Annotated in this window: 14 protein-coding genes; 6 read left to right on the top strand and 8 right to left on the bottom strand. The window is 69.2% G+C overall.

Going from position 1 to position 15,649, the window contains the following annotated elements; genetic code table 11:
• Positions 1-5 precede the first annotated feature (5 nt).
• The 6 genes from GT007_RS07010 to GT007_RS07035 form a co-directional block, all read right to left on the bottom strand.
• Entirely contained in the window at positions 6-1,361 is a 1,356-nt protein-coding gene (locus tag GT007_RS07010; protein WP_160120879.1) for an aspartate aminotransferase family protein, read from the bottom strand.
• A complete protein-coding gene (locus tag GT007_RS07015; protein ID WP_160120880.1) occupies positions 1,358-2,200 on the bottom strand; it encodes a MurR/RpiR family transcriptional regulator in 843 nt (280 codons plus the stop codon). The genes GT007_RS07010 and GT007_RS07015 overlap by 4 nt, the downstream gene beginning before the upstream one ends.
• Before the next feature lie 280 nt (positions 2,201-2,480).
• Positions 2,481-3,455, bottom strand: coding sequence for a glycosyl transferase family protein (locus tag GT007_RS07020; protein ID WP_160120881.1), 975 nt, complete (start codon positions 3,453-3,455; stop codon positions 2,481-2,483).
• A 14-nt stretch (positions 3,456-3,469) separates the two neighbouring features.
• On the bottom strand, positions 3,470-3,790 hold the full coding sequence (nirD, locus tag GT007_RS07025; RefSeq protein ID WP_160120882.1) for a nitrite reductase small subunit NirD: 321 nt from the start codon (positions 3,788-3,790) through the stop codon (positions 3,470-3,472).
• Between the two features lie 5 nt (positions 3,791-3,795).
• Positions 3,796-6,261 carry a nitrite reductase large subunit NirB gene (gene nirB, locus GT007_RS07030; protein WP_160120883.1) on the bottom strand — a complete coding sequence of 822 codons (2,466 nt, stop codon included), beginning with the start codon at positions 6,259-6,261 and terminating at the stop codon, positions 3,796-3,798.
• Between the two features lie 284 nt (positions 6,262-6,545).
• Entirely contained in the window at positions 6,546-7,274 is a 729-nt protein-coding gene (locus GT007_RS07035; RefSeq protein WP_160120884.1) for an enoyl-CoA hydratase/isomerase family protein, read from the bottom strand.
• Between the two features lie 231 nt (positions 7,275-7,505).
• On the opposite strand from GT007_RS07035, the gene rutA reads away from it, so the two are divergent.
• The 6 genes from rutA (at position 7,506) to GT007_RS07065 (ending at position 13,483) form a co-directional block, all read left to right on the top strand.
• Positions 7,506-8,582 (top strand): pyrimidine utilization protein A, encoded by a 1,077-nt coding sequence (rutA, locus tag GT007_RS07040; RefSeq protein ID WP_160120885.1) that lies wholly within the window; start codon positions 7,506-7,508, stop codon positions 8,580-8,582.
• A gap of 4 nt (positions 8,583-8,586) precedes the next feature.
• Positions 8,587-9,681 carry an ABC transporter ATP-binding protein gene (locus GT007_RS07045; protein WP_160120886.1) on the top strand — a complete coding sequence of 365 codons (1,095 nt, stop codon included), beginning with the start codon at positions 8,587-8,589 and terminating at the stop codon, positions 9,679-9,681.
• Positions 9,678-10,541, top strand: a complete 864-nt coding sequence (locus GT007_RS07050; protein ID WP_160120887.1) for an ABC transporter permease — start codon at positions 9,678-9,680, stop codon at positions 10,539-10,541. Before GT007_RS07045 ends, GT007_RS07050 begins: the two co-directional genes overlap by 4 nt.
• 262 nt (positions 10,542-10,803) lie before the next feature.
• The gene (locus GT007_RS07055) at positions 10,804-11,634 is read left to right on the top strand and encodes an ABC transporter permease (protein ID WP_160120888.1); all 831 of its coding nucleotides are present in this window, start codon (positions 10,804-10,806) and stop codon (positions 11,632-11,634) included.
• A 17-nt stretch (positions 11,635-11,651) separates the two neighbouring features.
• A complete protein-coding gene (locus GT007_RS07060; protein ID WP_160120889.1) occupies positions 11,652-12,800 on the top strand; it encodes an ABC transporter substrate-binding protein in 1,149 nt (382 codons plus the stop codon).
• Positions 12,801-12,901: 101 nt separating this feature from the next.
• The gene (locus tag GT007_RS07065) at positions 12,902-13,483 is read left to right on the top strand and encodes a malonic semialdehyde reductase (protein ID WP_160120890.1); all 582 of its coding nucleotides are present in this window, start codon (positions 12,902-12,904) and stop codon (positions 13,481-13,483) included.
• A 93-nt stretch (positions 13,484-13,576) separates the two neighbouring features.
• On the opposite strand, the gene GT007_RS07070 is transcribed toward GT007_RS07065, so the two are convergent.
• Both GT007_RS07070 and GT007_RS07075 read right to left on the bottom strand, forming a co-directional pair.
• Positions 13,577-14,932 carry an outer membrane protein assembly factor BamB family protein gene (locus GT007_RS07070; RefSeq protein WP_160120891.1) on the bottom strand — a complete coding sequence of 452 codons (1,356 nt, stop codon included), beginning with the start codon at positions 14,930-14,932 and terminating at the stop codon, positions 13,577-13,579.
• Position 14,933: 1 nt separating this feature from the next.
• Positions 14,934-15,581 (bottom strand): tetratricopeptide repeat protein, encoded by a 648-nt coding sequence (locus GT007_RS07075; protein WP_160120892.1) that lies wholly within the window; start codon positions 15,579-15,581, stop codon positions 14,934-14,936.
• Positions 15,582-15,649 lie beyond the last annotated feature (68 nt).

Consider the following 15,649-nt stretch of genomic DNA (forward strand, 5'->3'; position numbering starts at 1 on the left):
GCTGTTTAGATCGAAGCGAGGGCGGCATCCACCGCTTCGCCCAGGCGATCCACGATCAGGCCGATCTCCTCGGCGCTGACGATATACGGGGGGGCGAGCAGCACATGGTCGCCGCGCACGCCATCCAGTGTGCCGCCGCCGGGATAGCAGGCGAGGCCGCGCGCGAAGGCTTCCTTCTTGATGCGGGCGTTCAGCTTGCGGGCGGGGTCGAAGGGGGTGCGGCCGGCGCGGTCCTCCACCAGCTCGATGGCGCGGAACAGGCCCCTGCCCCGGATATCGCCCACATGGGGGTGGTTGCCGAAACGGGCCGTCAGGCGGGCCTGCAGCAGCTCGCCCATCTCCTTCACCCGGTCCAGCAGCCCGTCCTCCTGGATCACCCGCTGCACGGCCAGCGCGGCGGCACAGGGAATCGGGTGCGCCAGATAGGTGTGGCCATGCTGGAAGGCGCCCGAGCCCCGCTCGATCGCATCCACCACCCGGCCGGAGACCAGCACGGCCCCGATCGGCTGGTAACCGCCGCCGAGACCCTTCGCGATGGCCTGGATGTCGGGGGAAATCCCCTCCTGCTCCCAGGCGTGCAGGGTGCCGGTGCGGCCCATGCCGCTCATCACCTCATCCAGGATCAGCAGCGCGCCGTGGCGGTCGCAGACCTCCCGCACCGCCTTGAAATAGCCGGCGGGCGCGGGGACGCAGCCGGCGGTGGCACCCACCACCGTCTCCGCCATGAAGGCCGCGACATTCTGGGGCCCGAGGCGCTGGAACTCCGCCTCCAGCTCGGCAGCCAGGCGGGCGACGTAATCGGCCTCGCTCTCGCCGGGCTCGGCGCCATGATAGGCGAAGGCGGGCGAGACATGGCTGAAGGCGGGCGACAGCAGCGGCGCATAGGGCGCCTTGCGCGCCGCGTTGCCGCCCGCCGAGAGCGCGCCCAGCGTGTTGCCATGATAGCTCTGCCGGCGCGCGATGTAGCGGGTGCGCTGGGGCTGGCCGATCTCCAGAAAATACTGCCGCGCCAGCTTGATGGAGGCCTCCACCGCCTCCGACCCGCCGGCGACGAAATAGGCCTGGACCAGCCCGCCCGGCTCATGCCCGACCAGGTTTTCGGCCAGCGCCTCGGCCGGTTCGTTGGTGAAGAAGCCAGTGTGGGCGTAGCACAGCTTGTCCGCCTGGGCCTTGATGGCCGCGATGATGGCCGGGTGCTGATGCCCGAGGCAGGAAACGGCGGCGCCGCCCGAGGCATCCAGCACCTCCCGCCCGCCCTGCTCCACCAGCCACACGCCATGGCCGCCCACCGCCATCGGCGGGGTGGTCAGGGAGGAGCGTTGCAGCACGCGGCTGCGGCGGGGAGAGGTGGCGATGTTCATGGCAGGTCATCCTGTTCGGGGACGTATTCGGACAATGCGGCAAGCCGCGACTCGGCCTGGCGCAATCGGGTCAGGGCGGGTTCTCCGCCCTCGATGAAGCTGGCGGCGGCCAGCGCCTGGGCGGTGGCCAGCGCGCCGGTCAGGCTGGGGAAGAAGCCCGGGCCGGCCGCGGCATCGAACAGCAGCAGATGCGCGGCCCCCGCCGCCACCGGGGCGGCCGGGCTGTCCAGCAGCGCGATCGTGGTGCAGCCCGCCTGCCGCGCGGCCCGCGCCGTGCGGGCGATGGCGCGCGAATAGGGCGCGAAGCTGATCAGCACCAGCGCATCGCCGGGCTGGAAGGCGCCGAGGTCCAGGTCCTCCGGGCTCGCGCCGCCCACCAGCCGCACGGCATCGGGGCGGAACAGCCGCAGCTCATAATGCAATATCTGCGCGACACCCCGGCAGGACCGATACCCCGCCACCCACACACGCGGCGCGGCATGCAGGGCCCGCGCGGCAGCGGCGATGGGGGCGGGCGCGATGCGCGCCAGGCTCTCGGCATCGGCGGCCAGCATGGCGGCGGGCAAGGGCTGGGGGCCAGCGGCGACGGCCCGGCGGGAATAAGGACCAGGGCGGCGGGCCTCGATCAACGCCTCGCGCAGCGCATCCCAGCCGGAATACCCCAAGGCCTGCGCCAGACGCGTGAAAGTGGCCGGGTGCGTGCCAGCCGCCAACGCCAGATCCCGCATGGAACGCGTGGTGGCATCGAAATCATGCCGGGCGAGGAAATCCCCGGCCTCCCGCAAGCGCGGAGGCAAACCCGGCAAGGCGCGACGGAGCGTGTCGATGGGGGTGGGCACGCGATGTTTGTTTCATGGAATGGGGTGGAATGCAACGAGTGTTGCAGACTGGGGAAGGCGCCGCCTTCCCCAGACCCCATCCGCTGGGGAGATCAGATCTCCCCAGGCCCCTGCGAGGAGTTTGGGGACAGAGCTAATTCTATATAATTGATATCATTATATAATCTTACCGAAAAAACCTTCGCAGGCTCAAGTACCGTCCCCAAACTGACAAAAAGTAATGGGGGAGCTTGAGGGGGAAAGTCATTTCCCCCTCAACGGGAGTTTGAGGGCAGCGCCCTCAACGCCCCGCCCACACCTCCGCCGCCCGGCTGGCCGCATCCGGCACGCCCATGGCCAGCAATCCCAGTTCGATGGTCCCAACCACGGTCCCTTCGGCATGGGGGCAGTGTTCGGTCCCGTTCCAGATCCCGGCCAGGCTGGTGGTGGTGGCGCGGGTGGCGGTCAGGGCCGGCAGGTCCAGTATTTCGGCGTTGGGGCCGATCTGCAGATGGGCCTGCATGGGTTTGCCCGGCGCGCGCTCGGCCTCGCCGCCGCCGCCCTTCACCACCAGCAGGCGCGGGCGGAGAAGGGCGGCGGCCACGCCCAGATGCACGGCGATGTAGGGCGGGTGGAACACGCCATCCACGCCGGCCGGCGCGTCGGCGGGGTTCAGCAGGCGCGCGACCGTGTTGATGGGCGAGCGCAGGCCCAGCAGCGCGCGCAGGTGCAGGATCTCATTCAGGCGCGGGCTCATGACCGATAGCGGCAAATAGGCGAAGCCGCTGGCGGCCACCTGGTCCAGCGCCTCGGCCCGGTTGCGGGCGGCGGCGAGGCCCAGCGACGGCAGGGCATCCTTCACCGCGACGCCGGAGGTGAAGGTGTTAGACCCGTGCATCAGCACCCGGTGGCCGGCCCGCGCCAGGGCCAGGGCGGCCAGCAGGAACCAGGGCGCGCCGCGGGTGCGGCCGGCGCCATAGGAAGGCCAGTCCAGATCAACCGGCGCGGGGGCGGCGCCCACGGCGTCGCGGGCGGCCTCGACCAGGCCGGTCACTTCCTCGACATCCTCGCCGCGATAGCGCAGCAGCATCAGGAAGGCGCCGATCTGCACAGGCTCGGCCTCTCCGGCCAGCACCATGGACAGCGCCTGCCGCCCTTCCTCCCGCGTCAGGGAGCGGGAGCGGCCAGGGCCGCGCCCCAGGGTGCGCACGAAGGGGGCGAAGGGGTGTTCGGGCTCGGCGTCATCCGCAGCGCCGTGGGCCAATGTGTCCGCCATCGCCACCCCTTTCTTCAGGCGGCCTGTCGCGCCGCCGGCAGGGCCAGCCACACCCGGTCCCCGCGCAATTCTACCGCGAAGCGCTTCACGCAGCCATGGTCGGGGGCCAGGGCCTCGCCGCTCGTCAGGTCGATGACCCAGTTGTGCAGCGGGCAGGCCACGCCATGGCCGTGCACGATGCCCTGGCTCAGCGGGCCGCCCTTGTGCGGGCAGCGGTCCTCGATGGCGAAGACGCTGTCGTCCAGGGTGCGGAACACCGCGATATCGCCCTGCGCGGTCTTCACGATGCGCGCGCCCTGGCGGGGGATGTCGGACAGGCTGCCGATCTCGATCATCTGGCTCACTCCGCGGGTTGCAGGCTGGTGAAGGGCTGGGCGGCGGCGGCGCCGGGGGCGCGCTGGGCCCAGGGGTCGATCTGCATGAATTTCTGGGCGTAGAGGAAACGTTCGTGCAGGGCGCGGCGGCCCTCGGCGTCCTCCACGATGCGCTGCTTCACGTAATCCAGGCCCACGCGCTCCACCCAGGGGGCGGTGCGGTCCAGATAGCGGGCTTCCTCCCGGTACAGCTGCAGGAAGGCGCCGCAATATTCCAGCACCTCGGCCTCGGTCGTGACCTTGCACAGGAAATCGGTGCCGCGCAGGTGGATGCCGCCATTGCCGGCGATGTGCAGCTCCCAGCCGCTATCCACCGCGATCACGCCGAAATCCTTGATCGTGGCCTCCGCGCAGTTGCGCGGGCAGCCGCTGACCGCGAGCTTCACCTTGTGCGGGTGCCAACTGCCCCAGGTCATGCGCTCCAGCTGGATGCCCATGCCGGTGCTGTCCTGGGTGCCGAAGCGGCACCATTCGGAACCGACGCAGGTCTTCACCGTGCGCAGCCCCTTGGCATAGGCGTGGCCGGAGACCATGCCGGCGGCGTTCAGCTCGGCCCAGACTTCCGGCAGTTGCTCGCGCTTCACGCCCAGCAGGTCGATGCGCTGGCCGCCGGTGACCTTCACGGTCGGGATATCGTACTTGTCCACCACATCGGCGATGGCGCGCAGCTCGGCGGCATTGGTCACGCCGCCCCACATGCGCGGCACGACGGAATAGGTGCCGTCCTTCTGGATGTTGGCGTGGTTGCGTTCGTTCACGAAGCGGGATTGCGCGTCGTCCTCATACTCGCCGGGCCAGGCGCACAGCAGGTAGTAGTTCAGCGCCGGGCGGCAATGGTGGCAGCCATCGGCTGTCTTCCAGCCCAGGCGCTTCATCACGCCGGGCATGGTCTTCAGGGACTGCGCGATGATTTCCTTGCGCACCACGTCATGGCCCAGGCCGGTGCATTTGCACATCGGCTTTTCGGCCGCGGCCTGATAGCCATCGCCCAGCGCCAGGGCGATCAGCCCCTCCACCTGCGGCGTGCAGGACCCGCAGCTGGCCGAGGCCTTGGTGTGCGCCCGCACATCGTCGAGCGTGGTCAGCCCCTTCTCCGCGATGGTGGACAGGATCTTGCCCTTGCACACGCCGTTGCAGCCGCAGATCTCGGCGGTGTCCGGCAGGGCGGCCAGGGCCGCCTTCGGGTCCTTCGCGGGGCCGCCCGCCGCGGCCATGGCGACGGACTGGCCGAAGATGGCGGTGTGGCGCAGGGGGCCCAGCGCCTCCGCGTTCTTCAACAGCGAAAAATACCAGCCCGCATCCTCGGCCTCGCCATAGAGCACGACGCCCGCGACCTTCTCCTCGCGCAGCACCAGGCGGCGATACAGGCCGCGCGAGGGGTCGCGGAATTCGACCACCTCCGCCTCATCGCCGCCGATGAAATCACCGGCGGAGAACATCTCGATGCCCGTCACCTTCAGCCGCGTGCCGCTGACGGCGGGGATGTACAGGCTGTCGGCCACGCTGCTCAGGTGGTCCGCGGCGACGCGCGCCATGTCCCACAGGGGCGCCACCAGCCCGTAGCACACGCCGCGATGCTCCACGCATTCGCCGACCGAGAAGATGAACGGGTCCGAGGTGCGCATCGTGTCGTCCACGATGATGCCGCGCTTGCACTCCAGCCCGATCTCGCGGCCCAGCGCGGCGTTGGGGCGGATGCCCACGGCCATCACCACCAAGTCGGCCGGGATCTCCTTGCCGTCCTTCAGGCGGATGCCGGTCACGCGCTCGGTGCCCAGGATCTCGGCGGTGTCGGCGCCGCACAGCACGGTCAGGCCACGCGCTTCCAGATCGGCCTTCAGCATGCCGCCTGCGACCGTGTCCAGCTGGCGTTCCATCAGCGTGGGCATCAGGTGCAGCACGGTGGTGCGCATGCCGTTGATGGAAAGCCCGTTCGCGGCCTCCAGCCCCAGCAGCCCGCCGCCGATCACCACGGCGCTGCCGCCGCGCTCGCAGGCGGCCAGCATGGCGTCCACATCGGCCATGTCGCGGAAGGTGATGACGCCCGGCAGCTTGTGCCCGGGGACGGGGATGATGAAGGGATCGGAGCCCGTGGCGATCAGCAGCCGGTCATACGGGCGGGTGGTGCCGAATTCGCCCATCACCAGCCGGGCCTCGCGGTCCACCGAGACCACCTTCTCGCCCGCGATCAGCTCGATGCCGTTTTCCGCGTACCATTCGCGGCTGTTGATCACGATGTCGTCGAAGGTCTTTTCCCCCGCCAGCACGGGCGAGAGCATGATGCGGTTGTAGTTCGGGTGCGGTTCGGCGCCAAAGACCGTGATCTGGAACTTACCGGGCGCGCGGGCGAGGATTTCCTCGACGGTCCGCATGCCGGCCATCCCATTGCCGATGACGACGAGGCGCGGGTGCTGGGCCGGGATCGCGTTCATGCCGCGAAAACCTGACGGGGGGAGGGCTGGCTGATCGTCTGCATGGCAAGGCTCCGCCTGGAGAAGGTTCCAAGACGTGCCGCCTTTGGCACTGGTCGATCGCGCGCACCGGGGGCCGGCGGCGGCACCACCTTGTGCCGCCTGAACAGGCAAACCTGTCCAGCACCCGTTCGATAGCCCAGCGTTCGGGCAGCCGCAACCGCAATTGCGAGATACAGCCCGAAATCACGCCAGGCCAGCAAGGTGCGGCACAAATTCGGATCACAAAGCCTATTCGTTAATCATCATCCCTTGGCCGGGCGCTCCGCCATTACCCGCGCGCGATAGTCCTTCACCCGCCGCAACAGCCCCGGCCGCGCGACGGAGGCCGCCAGCGCCGCCAGATCGCCCGCGTCATCGGCCCGGCGGGTGCGGCGGTGCAGGGCCGCCACCGTGCCCGCATCCAGCCGGGTGGCCGCCGCCAGCGCCGAATCGGTCGTGGGCGCCTCGCTCACCCCGGTGGCCAGGCCCAGCTCCAGCGCGCGCTGCGCCGGGATGGGCGCGCCCGCCAGCAGCAGGTGCCGGGCCATGGTGTCGCCCACCAGCCCCGCCAGCCGCCCGGTGCCCAGCACCAGCCCGAAGGCCGGCCCCGGAAAGGCGAAGCTGCTGCCCGCCAGCGCCACCCGATGGTCGCACACGGCGAACAGGTCCGCCCCCGCGCCGAACACCCGCCCGCCCGCGATCGCCATGGTCGTGACCGGGGCCGCGTGCAGCTTCTGCAACAGCAGCTCGATGCGCAGGATGCGCAGGGCCAGGTCGCCCTCCGTCACGCTGTCCAGGTCCGACAGGTCGAGCCCGGTGCAGAAATGCTTCCCCGCGCCGCGCAGCACCACCAGCCGCGCGCCCTGGGCCAGGGCCTGGTCGAAGCCGGCCTCGATGCCTTCCACCAGTTCGGCGCCCAGCGCGTTGCCGCGCTCCGGCCGGTTCAACGTCAGGGTGCAGAGCGCCCCTTCCTGGGTGACGGTAACGGGCATCGCGTTCCTCCTTGGCTCGGCAAGGGATTAGCCGGGAACGGCGCCCGGGCAAATGCGCCCCCGAATACCACCCCTCTGCCGGATAAGGCGGCGGCCGCACCAGTTATTGCCGGGGAATTGACCAAAGGCGGGACACGGCGTGCCGGATTTCGTCCCGCCTCACGCAACTTCGCGTTGAGCGCCCCGCATCCCCGCCCCACGCTGCGCCGCAACAGAATGGGGTCTGTCGCGATGAAGATCGGTGTGTTCCTGCCCATCGGCAACAATGGCTGGCTGATTTCCACCACCTCCCCGCAATACATGCCGAGCTTCGACCTGAACCGCGAGGTGACGCTGAAGGCCGAACGGTTCGGCTTCGATTTCGCGCTGTCGATGATCAAGCTGCGCGGTTTCGGCGGGCCCAGCCAGTACTGGGACCACAATCTGGAAAGCTTCACCCTGATGGCGGGCCTGGCCGCCGTCACCAGCCGGATCAAGCTGTTCGCCTCCGTCGCCGTGCTGACCATCCCGCCCGCGGTGATCGCGCGCATGGCCGTCACCATCGACAGCATCAGCAAGGGCCGGTTCGGGGTGAACATCGTCTCGGGCTGGCAGAAGGCCGAATACGTCCAGATGGGGATCTGGCCGGGCGAGGAGTATTTCTCCAAACGCTACGAATACTGCTCGGAATACGTGCAGGTGATGAAGGATCTCTGGACCACCGGGAAATCCGACTTCAAAGGCGAGTTCTTCCAGATGGAGGATTGCCGCGTCAGCCCCCTGCCCCCGGGCAAGATCGACATCATCTCCGCCGGGCAGTCCAACCGGGGCATGAAGTTCGCGGCCGAATACGCGGACTATAACTTCATCAGCGCCGGCGGCATCAATGACACCAGCCAGGTCGCCCAGCACACCGACCGCCTGATCGCCGCGAACGAAGCCGCGGGCGCCGAGTGCAAGGCCATGCTGCTGATGATGATCATCGCCGACGAGACCGACGAGGCCGCCATGGCCAAGTGGGAGCATTACGTCGAGGGCACGGACCTGGAGGCGCTCTCCTGGCGCGACGCGCAGGCGGGGGCGGATGTGAAGGCCGAGGCGCATTCCACCGTGGGCCGCATGGTGCGCTCCGACCGCGTGCCCACCAACATGCTGCGGCTGATCGGTTCCTATGAAACCGTGGCCCGGCTGATGGATGAGCTGGCGGCGGTGCGCGGCCTGGAAGGCGTGATGCTGACCTTCGACGACTTCCTGATCGGGATGGAGCAGTTCGGCACCCGCATCCAGCCGCTGATGAAAAGCCGCCAGGACGTGCTCGCGGTGGCCTGAACCCATGGCAGCCCCACCACCCGCGCTGCCGCAGCTCGACCTGGAGCTGCGCAACATCCGCAAGCGCTATGGCGGCTATACCGCCGTGGATGGTGTCTCCCTGCAGGTGCCGAAGGGGCAGTTCGTCTGCCTGCTCGGCCCTTCCGGCTGCGGCAAGACCACCACGCTGCGCTGCGTGGCGGGGCTGGAGGAACCCGACGCCGGGGATATCCTGATCGGCGGCCGCGAAGTGACGCGCGACCCGCCCTGGGAGCGGGACATCGCCATGATGTTCCAGGATTTCGCCCTGTTCCCGCACATGAGCGTGGCCAAGCAGGTGGGCTTCGGCCTCGAGATGCAGAAGAAGCCCCGCGCCGAGATCGCCCGCCGGGTGGGAGAGGTGCTGACGGCCTTCGAGATCGACCACCTGGCCGAGCGCCGCCCGGCGCAGCTTTCGGGCGGGCAGAAGCAGCGCGTGGCGCTGGCGCGCGCCATGATCACCGAACCCCGCATCCTGCTGCTGGACGAGCCGATCGGCGCGCTGGACTACTCGCTGCGGGAGACGGTGATGCTGGAGCTGAAATCGCTGCAACGGCGCAGCGGCATCAGCTTCATCTGGGTCACGCATGACCAGAACGAGGCGTTCTCCCTGGGCGACCTGGTGGTGGTGATGAACCACGCGCGCATCGAGCAGCAGGGCAAGCCGGAGGAGGTGCTCTCCCGCCCGCGCACGGCCTTCGTCGCGGGCTTCATCCAGGGCAACAACATCCTGCGCGGCAAGGCCGCGGGGGCGGAGGCCGGGCTGCTGCGGGTGGATGCGCCCGACGGCCTGTTCAGCGTGCCGCTGCGCGGCCGCCCTGCCCCGCCGCGCGGCAGCGAGGTCAGCTTCTCCGTCCGCGCCGAGCGGCTGCTGGAATCCCCGGGCCCCGAGATCGGCAACCGGCTGAGCCTGCGCTGCAATGTGGTGGAGTATTTCGGCGCCTACCGCCGCCATGTGCTGGAAGCCAAATCGGGCGCGCTGGTGAAATACGACCAGTTCGGCGCCCTGCCGCAGAGCGTCTCCCCCGGCCACCTCGTCAGCTTCGGCTGGAAGACCGAGGACGGGGTGCTCCACGCATGAGCAGCATCCGCCCCCGCTCCGCCGCCGCCTATTGGCTCGCCATCCCGGCCGGGTTGTGGATGCTGGCGGCGGTGGTGCTGCCCACCCTGCTGATCCTCTGGGTCTCGCTGTGGGGCGGGCAGAGCGTGTCGCCCCATAACCCCATCACCTTCGACAACTACACGCGCTTCCTGTCCAACGCGAACTACCGCTGGCTGATCCTGGAAACGCTGGGCCAGACGGCGATGATCATGGGCATCACCGGGGTGCTCGGCTACTGCATCGCCTATTTCCTGACGGTGAAGGTCACCAGCCCCGCCTGGCGCACGGCGCTGTTCCTGGCCTTCGTCATCCCGTTCTGGACCAGCACGTTGATCCGGGCCATCGCCTTCGTCCCCTTCCTGGGCGTGAACGGGCTGCTGAACCAGGCGCTGCTGGCGCTGGGCCTCATCGAGCGGCCGATCCAGGCGTTTCTCTACTCGCGCCTCGGCGTGTCGATGGCGCAGGTGTCGCTGTACACGCTGCTGGCCAGCGGGCCGGTGGTCTACATGCTGAACAGCATCCCGCCCGCGCTGCGAGAGGCCGCGATGACGCTGAAGGCCACCCCCTTCACCGTGTTCCGCCGCATCATCCTGCCGCTGACCCTGCCGGGGATCGTCATCGGGCAGGTGCTGGTGTTCCTGAACGTGCTGGCGGATTTCATCACCGTGACCACGGTGGGCGGCAACAAGCTGGCCTTCCTGGGGAACCTGATCCTGCTGTTCTACGAAGGCTCGCAGATCCGCGCGACGGCGGTGGTGTCGGTGCTGCTGATGGCGGTGATGCTGGCGGGGGTCGCGGTGGCGCTGCGCATCGTGGATATCCGGAAGGTGGGCGGCTGATGGGGGGCGGGGCTTCGCCCGGACCAGGGGGCGCCGCCCCCTGGTCCCCCGCCAGGACCGTAGCGGCCCTGGACCCCGAGCCGTTGGCGCCACCTCCTGGAAACGTGTGTCTCGTTGATTTTTATGATATAATCGACGCCGCACCTGTCAGGACCGGCACCAAACTGATGGGGTCCAGGGGCCTTTCGGCTCCTGGCGGGGATGCAAGGGGCGGCGCCCCTTGCTGGGGGCCCGGGGGCAACGCCCCCGTGCGCGCCTGACGATGCACTGGAAAACCCGCTCCCGCCTCACTTCCTGGCTGCTCGGCGCCGTCACCATCGGCTTCCTGCTGTTCCAGTGGCTGCCGATGTTCACCATGTTTCTGCTCTCCTTCGCCGGCGAGAACGGCGGCACCACCTTCCCGATGAATGGCGTGTCCCTGCACTGGTATCGCAAGCTGTGGGACGCGGACCTGTTCGACGATTTCAAGCCGCCCATGCTGCGCTCCTTCCTGCTGGCGCTGGGGTGTTCGGCGACGACGGTGGTGTTGTCGGTCAGCGCGGCGCAGGCGATGCGCGGGCGCTTCCTGGGCAGCGGGGCGTATTTCTATCTGCTGCTGCTGGGGCTGATGGCGCCGGGCATCCTGGTGGGGTTCGGCTTCGCCATCCTGACGCGGCTGCTGGGCATCGAGGGCGCGTGGAACACCACCGCCTATGTCGTGCATGTCAGCTGGGCGCTGCCCTTCGGCTTCATGACCATGCTGGCCGTGTTCAACCGCTTCGATCCGCGGCTGGAGGAAGCGGCGCTGACACTGGGCGCCAACCGGATCACGGCGTTCCGGCGCATCACCTGGCCCATCATCCTGCCGGGAGTGATCGGCACGGCGCTGTTCGGCTTTTCGCTGTCCTATGACGAATACGCCCGCACCCTGTTCACCGCGGGCAGCGACGGCACGCTGCCGCTGGCCATCATGGCGCAGCTCGACCGGCAATTGACGCCGGAGCTGTACGCCATCGGCACCGTCACCACCGTGATGTCGCTGGTGGCGATCTTCCTCTGCACCTTCGCCTTCTGGCTGCGGTCGCGCGCCCTGCGCGGCCGCCCCACCCCGTGACACAGGAGACAGGATCGATGAGCAGCTTCATGTTCCGGCGCGGCCTGCTGGCCGCGGGCCTCTCCGCCCCGCTGATCCGCCCCGCCCAGGCCCAGGCGCGGGAGATCCAGCTGGCCGGCGCCACGATCGAGATGCGCGAGCCCATCCTGCGCGAATTCATGCGCGTCAGCGGCGCGCGGGTGCGGCCCTGGATGAACCCCTCCACCCAGGCGCGGATGGACCGGGTACGGGCGGCGCCGGTGGATGTCATCACCACCGACGCCCCCTTCTCCCAATACGGGTTCGGGGAGCAACTGACCCAGCCCATCGATGTCAGCCGGCTGCGCAACTGGTCCAAGCTGCACCCGCTGTTCCAGGAGGGGCGCGCCACGCCCACCGCGCCGCTGGGCCTCGGGGCCAACCCCGGCACCATGATGTGGGCGGACGCGGGGAAGACGAAGGTCACCTTCTCCCCCGCTTTCTTCCAGATGGATTCCATCGGCTACAATTCCCGCCACATCCCGGCCGAGAACAACGAGCTGTCCTGGGGCGAGCTGTTCAACCCGCGCTGGCGCGGCAAGGTGGGCCTGTATGCCATCGATTGGCTGGGCATGCTGGACGCGGCGCTGGGGATGAAGGCGCTGGGCCTGATCAACCCGGCCGACCCCACCAACCTGACCAATGCCGAGGTCGATACCGTCACCGACTTCCTGAAGGAGAAGAAGAAGGAAGGCCATTTCCGCGCCTTCTGGCGCACCTATGGAGAGCTGGTGAACCTCATGACCTCGGAGGAGGTGTGGATCGCCGATGCCTGGTGGCCGGTGGTGCTGGAGGTGGCGTCGAAGGGCATCCCCATGCGCTACGCGGTGGCCAAGGAAGGCTATCGCGCCTGGTGCAACGGGCACGCGATTTCGGCCACCTGCCGCAACCTCGACCTGGCCTATGAGTATCTGAACTTCTGGCTGGACGGGTATGCCGGGGCCGAGCAGGGCAAGATCGGCTATTATTCCACCGCCGACACCTACAAGCCGCACATGGCGCAGGACCTGCAGGACAGCCTGTATGGCGGGGTGGGCCGCGATGGCGGCTCCTTCGAGGAGCGCGCGGCGCGCATCTATGTCTGGAACACCCGGCCTACCAACATGGGCTACTACACCGAGAAGTGGAACGAGTTCCTGGCCGCCTGACCGGCGCGACCCGGCCGTGGCGGCGCAAATACCCGGCCTGGGCAAGCTTGTGCGGCGCACCACTTCGGGCACCATAGCGCCAGACCTGAAAGGGGCCGCACATGCTCGACCAGAACGCTCTCGACACCCTGTTCCTGACCGCCCGCACCCACAACAAGTGGAAGCCCGAGCCCGTCAGCGAAGCCACGCTGCGCCAGTTGTATGACCTGGTGAAGCAGGGCTCGACCTCGGCCAACTGCTCCCCGGCGCGCTTCGTGTTCGTCACGACGCCCGAGGGCAAGGAGAAGCTGAAGCCCGCCCTCTCCTCCGGCAATGTGGAGAAGACGATGACCGCCCCGGTGACCGTGATCATCGCCGAGGACCTGGAATTCTACGAGAAGCTGCCCACCCTGTTCCCGCACGCCGATGCCCGCAGCTGGTTCACCGGCAACCAGGCGATGATCGAGGAAACGGCCTTCCGCAATTCCTCGCTGCAGGGTGCCTATCTGATGCTGGCGGCGCGCGCGCTCGGCCTCGACATCGGCGCGATGTCCGGCTTCAACAAGGACAAGGTGAACGAGGCCTTCTTCGCCGGCACCAAGATCCGCGCCAATTTCCTGGTGAACCTGGGCCATGGCGATGCCAGCGGCCTGTTCGGCAAGCTGCCTCGGCTGAGCTTCGAGGAAGCCTGCTCGATCGCCTGAGGGCCAGATCATCACCCGATCAGATGAAGCCATCTGATCGGGTAAAGATGATCGTGACAACAACGCGCAAGGGGGCATGAAGCCCTCCTTTTTTCACCCCACGCCGCGCAGGGCCACCAGATCGCCGCTGTCGGCCAGCAGATAGGCGCTGGCCTGCGCGATGGCCGGCTGCAGCTGGCTGCCGCCGGGCAGCCGCAGGCGGGAGACGATCTCGCCGTCGGCCGCATCCACCTCGAACATCTGGGCATGGCTGCCCGTGACCAGCAGCCGGCCACCGGCCAGCACCGGCGGGCCCCAGCTGATGGGGTCGCGGCGGCGCTGCTCGTTCTCGAACTGCGGCAGGGAGCAGATCCAGCGGATGCGCCCGTCATTGCGGCCCATGGCCAGCAGGCGGTTTTCGCGCGTCAGCACGAACAGCCATTCGCCGGCGGACCAGGGGGTCTGGGTGCCGCCCACCTCGCGCTCCCACACGCGCCGGCCGCTGCGCAGGTCGAGTGCCGTGGTCAGCCCGCCCATGCCCACGGCGAAGACGCGCCCGCGGTCCACCACCGGGTTGGCGGTGATGGCGCCGATATCGGCGATGGAGGCGGCGGCGGCGCGGTTGGTGGCCAGGCTCTCGCTCCAGAGCTGGCGGCCATCGTTGATGCGCAGCGCGGTGATCTCGCCCGAGGCCATGCCCGCCACCACCATGTCATCCACCACGGCGGGGGAGGCGAGGCCGAGCGGCAGCGCCTGCACGGCTTGGCCCGCATAGGACCACAGCTGGCGGCCGTCCTCGGTGGACAGCGCCTGGATCTGGTTGGCGACGTTGGGGGCGAAGATGCGCCCGCCCGACACCGCGATGCCGCCGCGCGCGGGGGCCGCGATCGGGGCGCGCCACTTGATCTCGCCATTGGCGGGGTTCAGCGCCATCACCTCGGCCATGCCGGTCACGGCATAGAGCGTGCCGCCCTCGAGCGCGATGGCACCGCCCAGCGCGCCGTCGCGGTCGCGCCGGGGGCGGGTATCGACCTGCCAGCGGCGGCTGCCGCGCGCCAGGTCGATGGCGGAAATCCATCCGAAGGCGTCCATGGCATAGGCGGTCGTCTCATCCACCACCGGGGCCGCCGTAAGGCGTTGGCGATAGCCGGTGCCGCTGCCGATATCGGCGCGCCACACCTGCCCGATCGGGCGCGGCAGGGCCGGGTGGCCCAGCGCGTGGGTGACCACGCCGCCCGGCTGCAGCCAGGTCAGGTTGGTCTCGGGCGGCGGCAAATCGACGCGGCGGCCGCCGGCGTCGGCATCCACGCCGATCCCCACCTGGCTGGCGGCGATGACGGGCACGCGCTCACCGGTCAATGGCACCTTGGTGGTGCCCAGGATGCTGTCGCCCCAATCCTGGAGGGTCTCGCAGCCGGCGAGGATCATGGCGCTGCCACCGAGCAGCGCGGTTCGACGAGTGGCGTTCATGTCAGCCCTCCATGCCGGAGAGGAGGCGTTGCGCGCGGCCGCGCACCCCCTGGGGAACCGCGTCGTCGCGGGAAAGGTCCTGCAGCCGCTGGCGGGCGGCGGCGTTGTCGCCACGGGCCAGGGCGGCCAGTGCCAGCACCTCACGCGCGGAGGCGCGCCAGGGGCCGTTCGCGGCCAGCGGCGCCAGCCGGGCCTCGACCTCGGCGGCGGTGGCCGGTGTCAGGGCATGCAGCCCCCACATCAGCGTGGCGAGTTCGCGGTAGAGGGAATCGGCGGCGCTGTCCGCGGCCACCTGGTTCCATAGGGACAGCGCCATCTCCTGCTCCCCGGCCTCGGCCGCGACGGCGGCGGCGCGCAGGCGGGACAGGGTGCGGTAGCCGGTTGGCGCCTCCTGCGCGCTGGCGGCCAGCTGGGCCGACAGCGCCTTCAGGTCCGCCCCCTGCTCACCCACCGCGCGGGTGGTGGCCAGGAAGGTCTCGGCGCTGGCGGTGGCCTGGCGGTTCTGCCACCACTGCCAGCCCTGCCAGCCGCCCACACCCGCCAGCACGAACACCAGCAGCGCGGTGAACAGGCCGCCGAAGCGCCTTGCCAGCCGGAGCGTGCGCTCCTGCCGCAATTCCTCGTTCACCTCGTCGATCAGATCCGACAACCGGGCTACCCCCATGGAAGAAGTCTCGGGGCGGTATAGCGGCGCGTTCGGGGCGCGTTAAGGGCCGC

The sequence above is a fragment of the Rhodovarius lipocyclicus genome (assembly GCF_009900765.1).
In the GTDB taxonomy this organism is placed as follows: Bacteria; Pseudomonadota; Alphaproteobacteria; order Acetobacterales; family Acetobacteraceae; genus Rhodovarius; species Rhodovarius lipocyclicus.

What these genes read in the sequence shown, in the direction of transcription:
- GT007_RS07010 (WP_160120879.1), bottom strand. Translation starts at nt 1,361, where the DNA reads ATGAACATCGCCACCTCTCCCCGCCGCAGCCGCGTGCTGCAACGCTCC.
- GT007_RS07020 (WP_160120881.1), bottom strand. Translation starts at nt 3,455, where the DNA reads ATGGCGGACACATTGGCCCACGGCGCTGCGGATGACGCCGAGCCCGAA.
- nirD (WP_160120882.1), bottom strand. Translation starts at nt 3,790, where the DNA reads ATGATCGAGATCGGCAGCCTGTCCGACATCCCCCGCCAGGGCGCGCGC.
- nirB (WP_160120883.1), bottom strand. Translation starts at nt 6,261, where the DNA reads ATGAACGCGATCCCGGCCCAGCACCCGCGCCTCGTCGTCATCGGCAAT.
- GT007_RS07035 (WP_160120884.1), bottom strand. Translation starts at nt 7,274, where the DNA reads ATGCCCGTTACCGTCACCCAGGAAGGGGCGCTCTGCACCCTGACGTTG.
- rutA (WP_160120885.1), top strand. Translation starts at nt 7,506, where the DNA reads ATGAAGATCGGTGTGTTCCTGCCCATCGGCAACAATGGCTGGCTGATT.
- GT007_RS07045 (WP_160120886.1), top strand. Translation starts at nt 8,587, where the DNA reads ATGGCAGCCCCACCACCCGCGCTGCCGCAGCTCGACCTGGAGCTGCGC.
- GT007_RS07050 (WP_160120887.1), top strand. Translation starts at nt 9,678, where the DNA reads ATGAGCAGCATCCGCCCCCGCTCCGCCGCCGCCTATTGGCTCGCCATC.
- GT007_RS07055 (WP_160120888.1), top strand. Translation starts at nt 10,804, where the DNA reads ATGCACTGGAAAACCCGCTCCCGCCTCACTTCCTGGCTGCTCGGCGCC.
- GT007_RS07060 (WP_160120889.1), top strand. Translation starts at nt 11,652, where the DNA reads ATGAGCAGCTTCATGTTCCGGCGCGGCCTGCTGGCCGCGGGCCTCTCC.
- GT007_RS07065 (WP_160120890.1), top strand. Translation starts at nt 12,902, where the DNA reads ATGCTCGACCAGAACGCTCTCGACACCCTGTTCCTGACCGCCCGCACC.
- GT007_RS07070 (WP_160120891.1), bottom strand. Translation starts at nt 14,932, where the DNA reads ATGAACGCCACTCGTCGAACCGCGCTGCTCGGTGGCAGCGCCATGATC.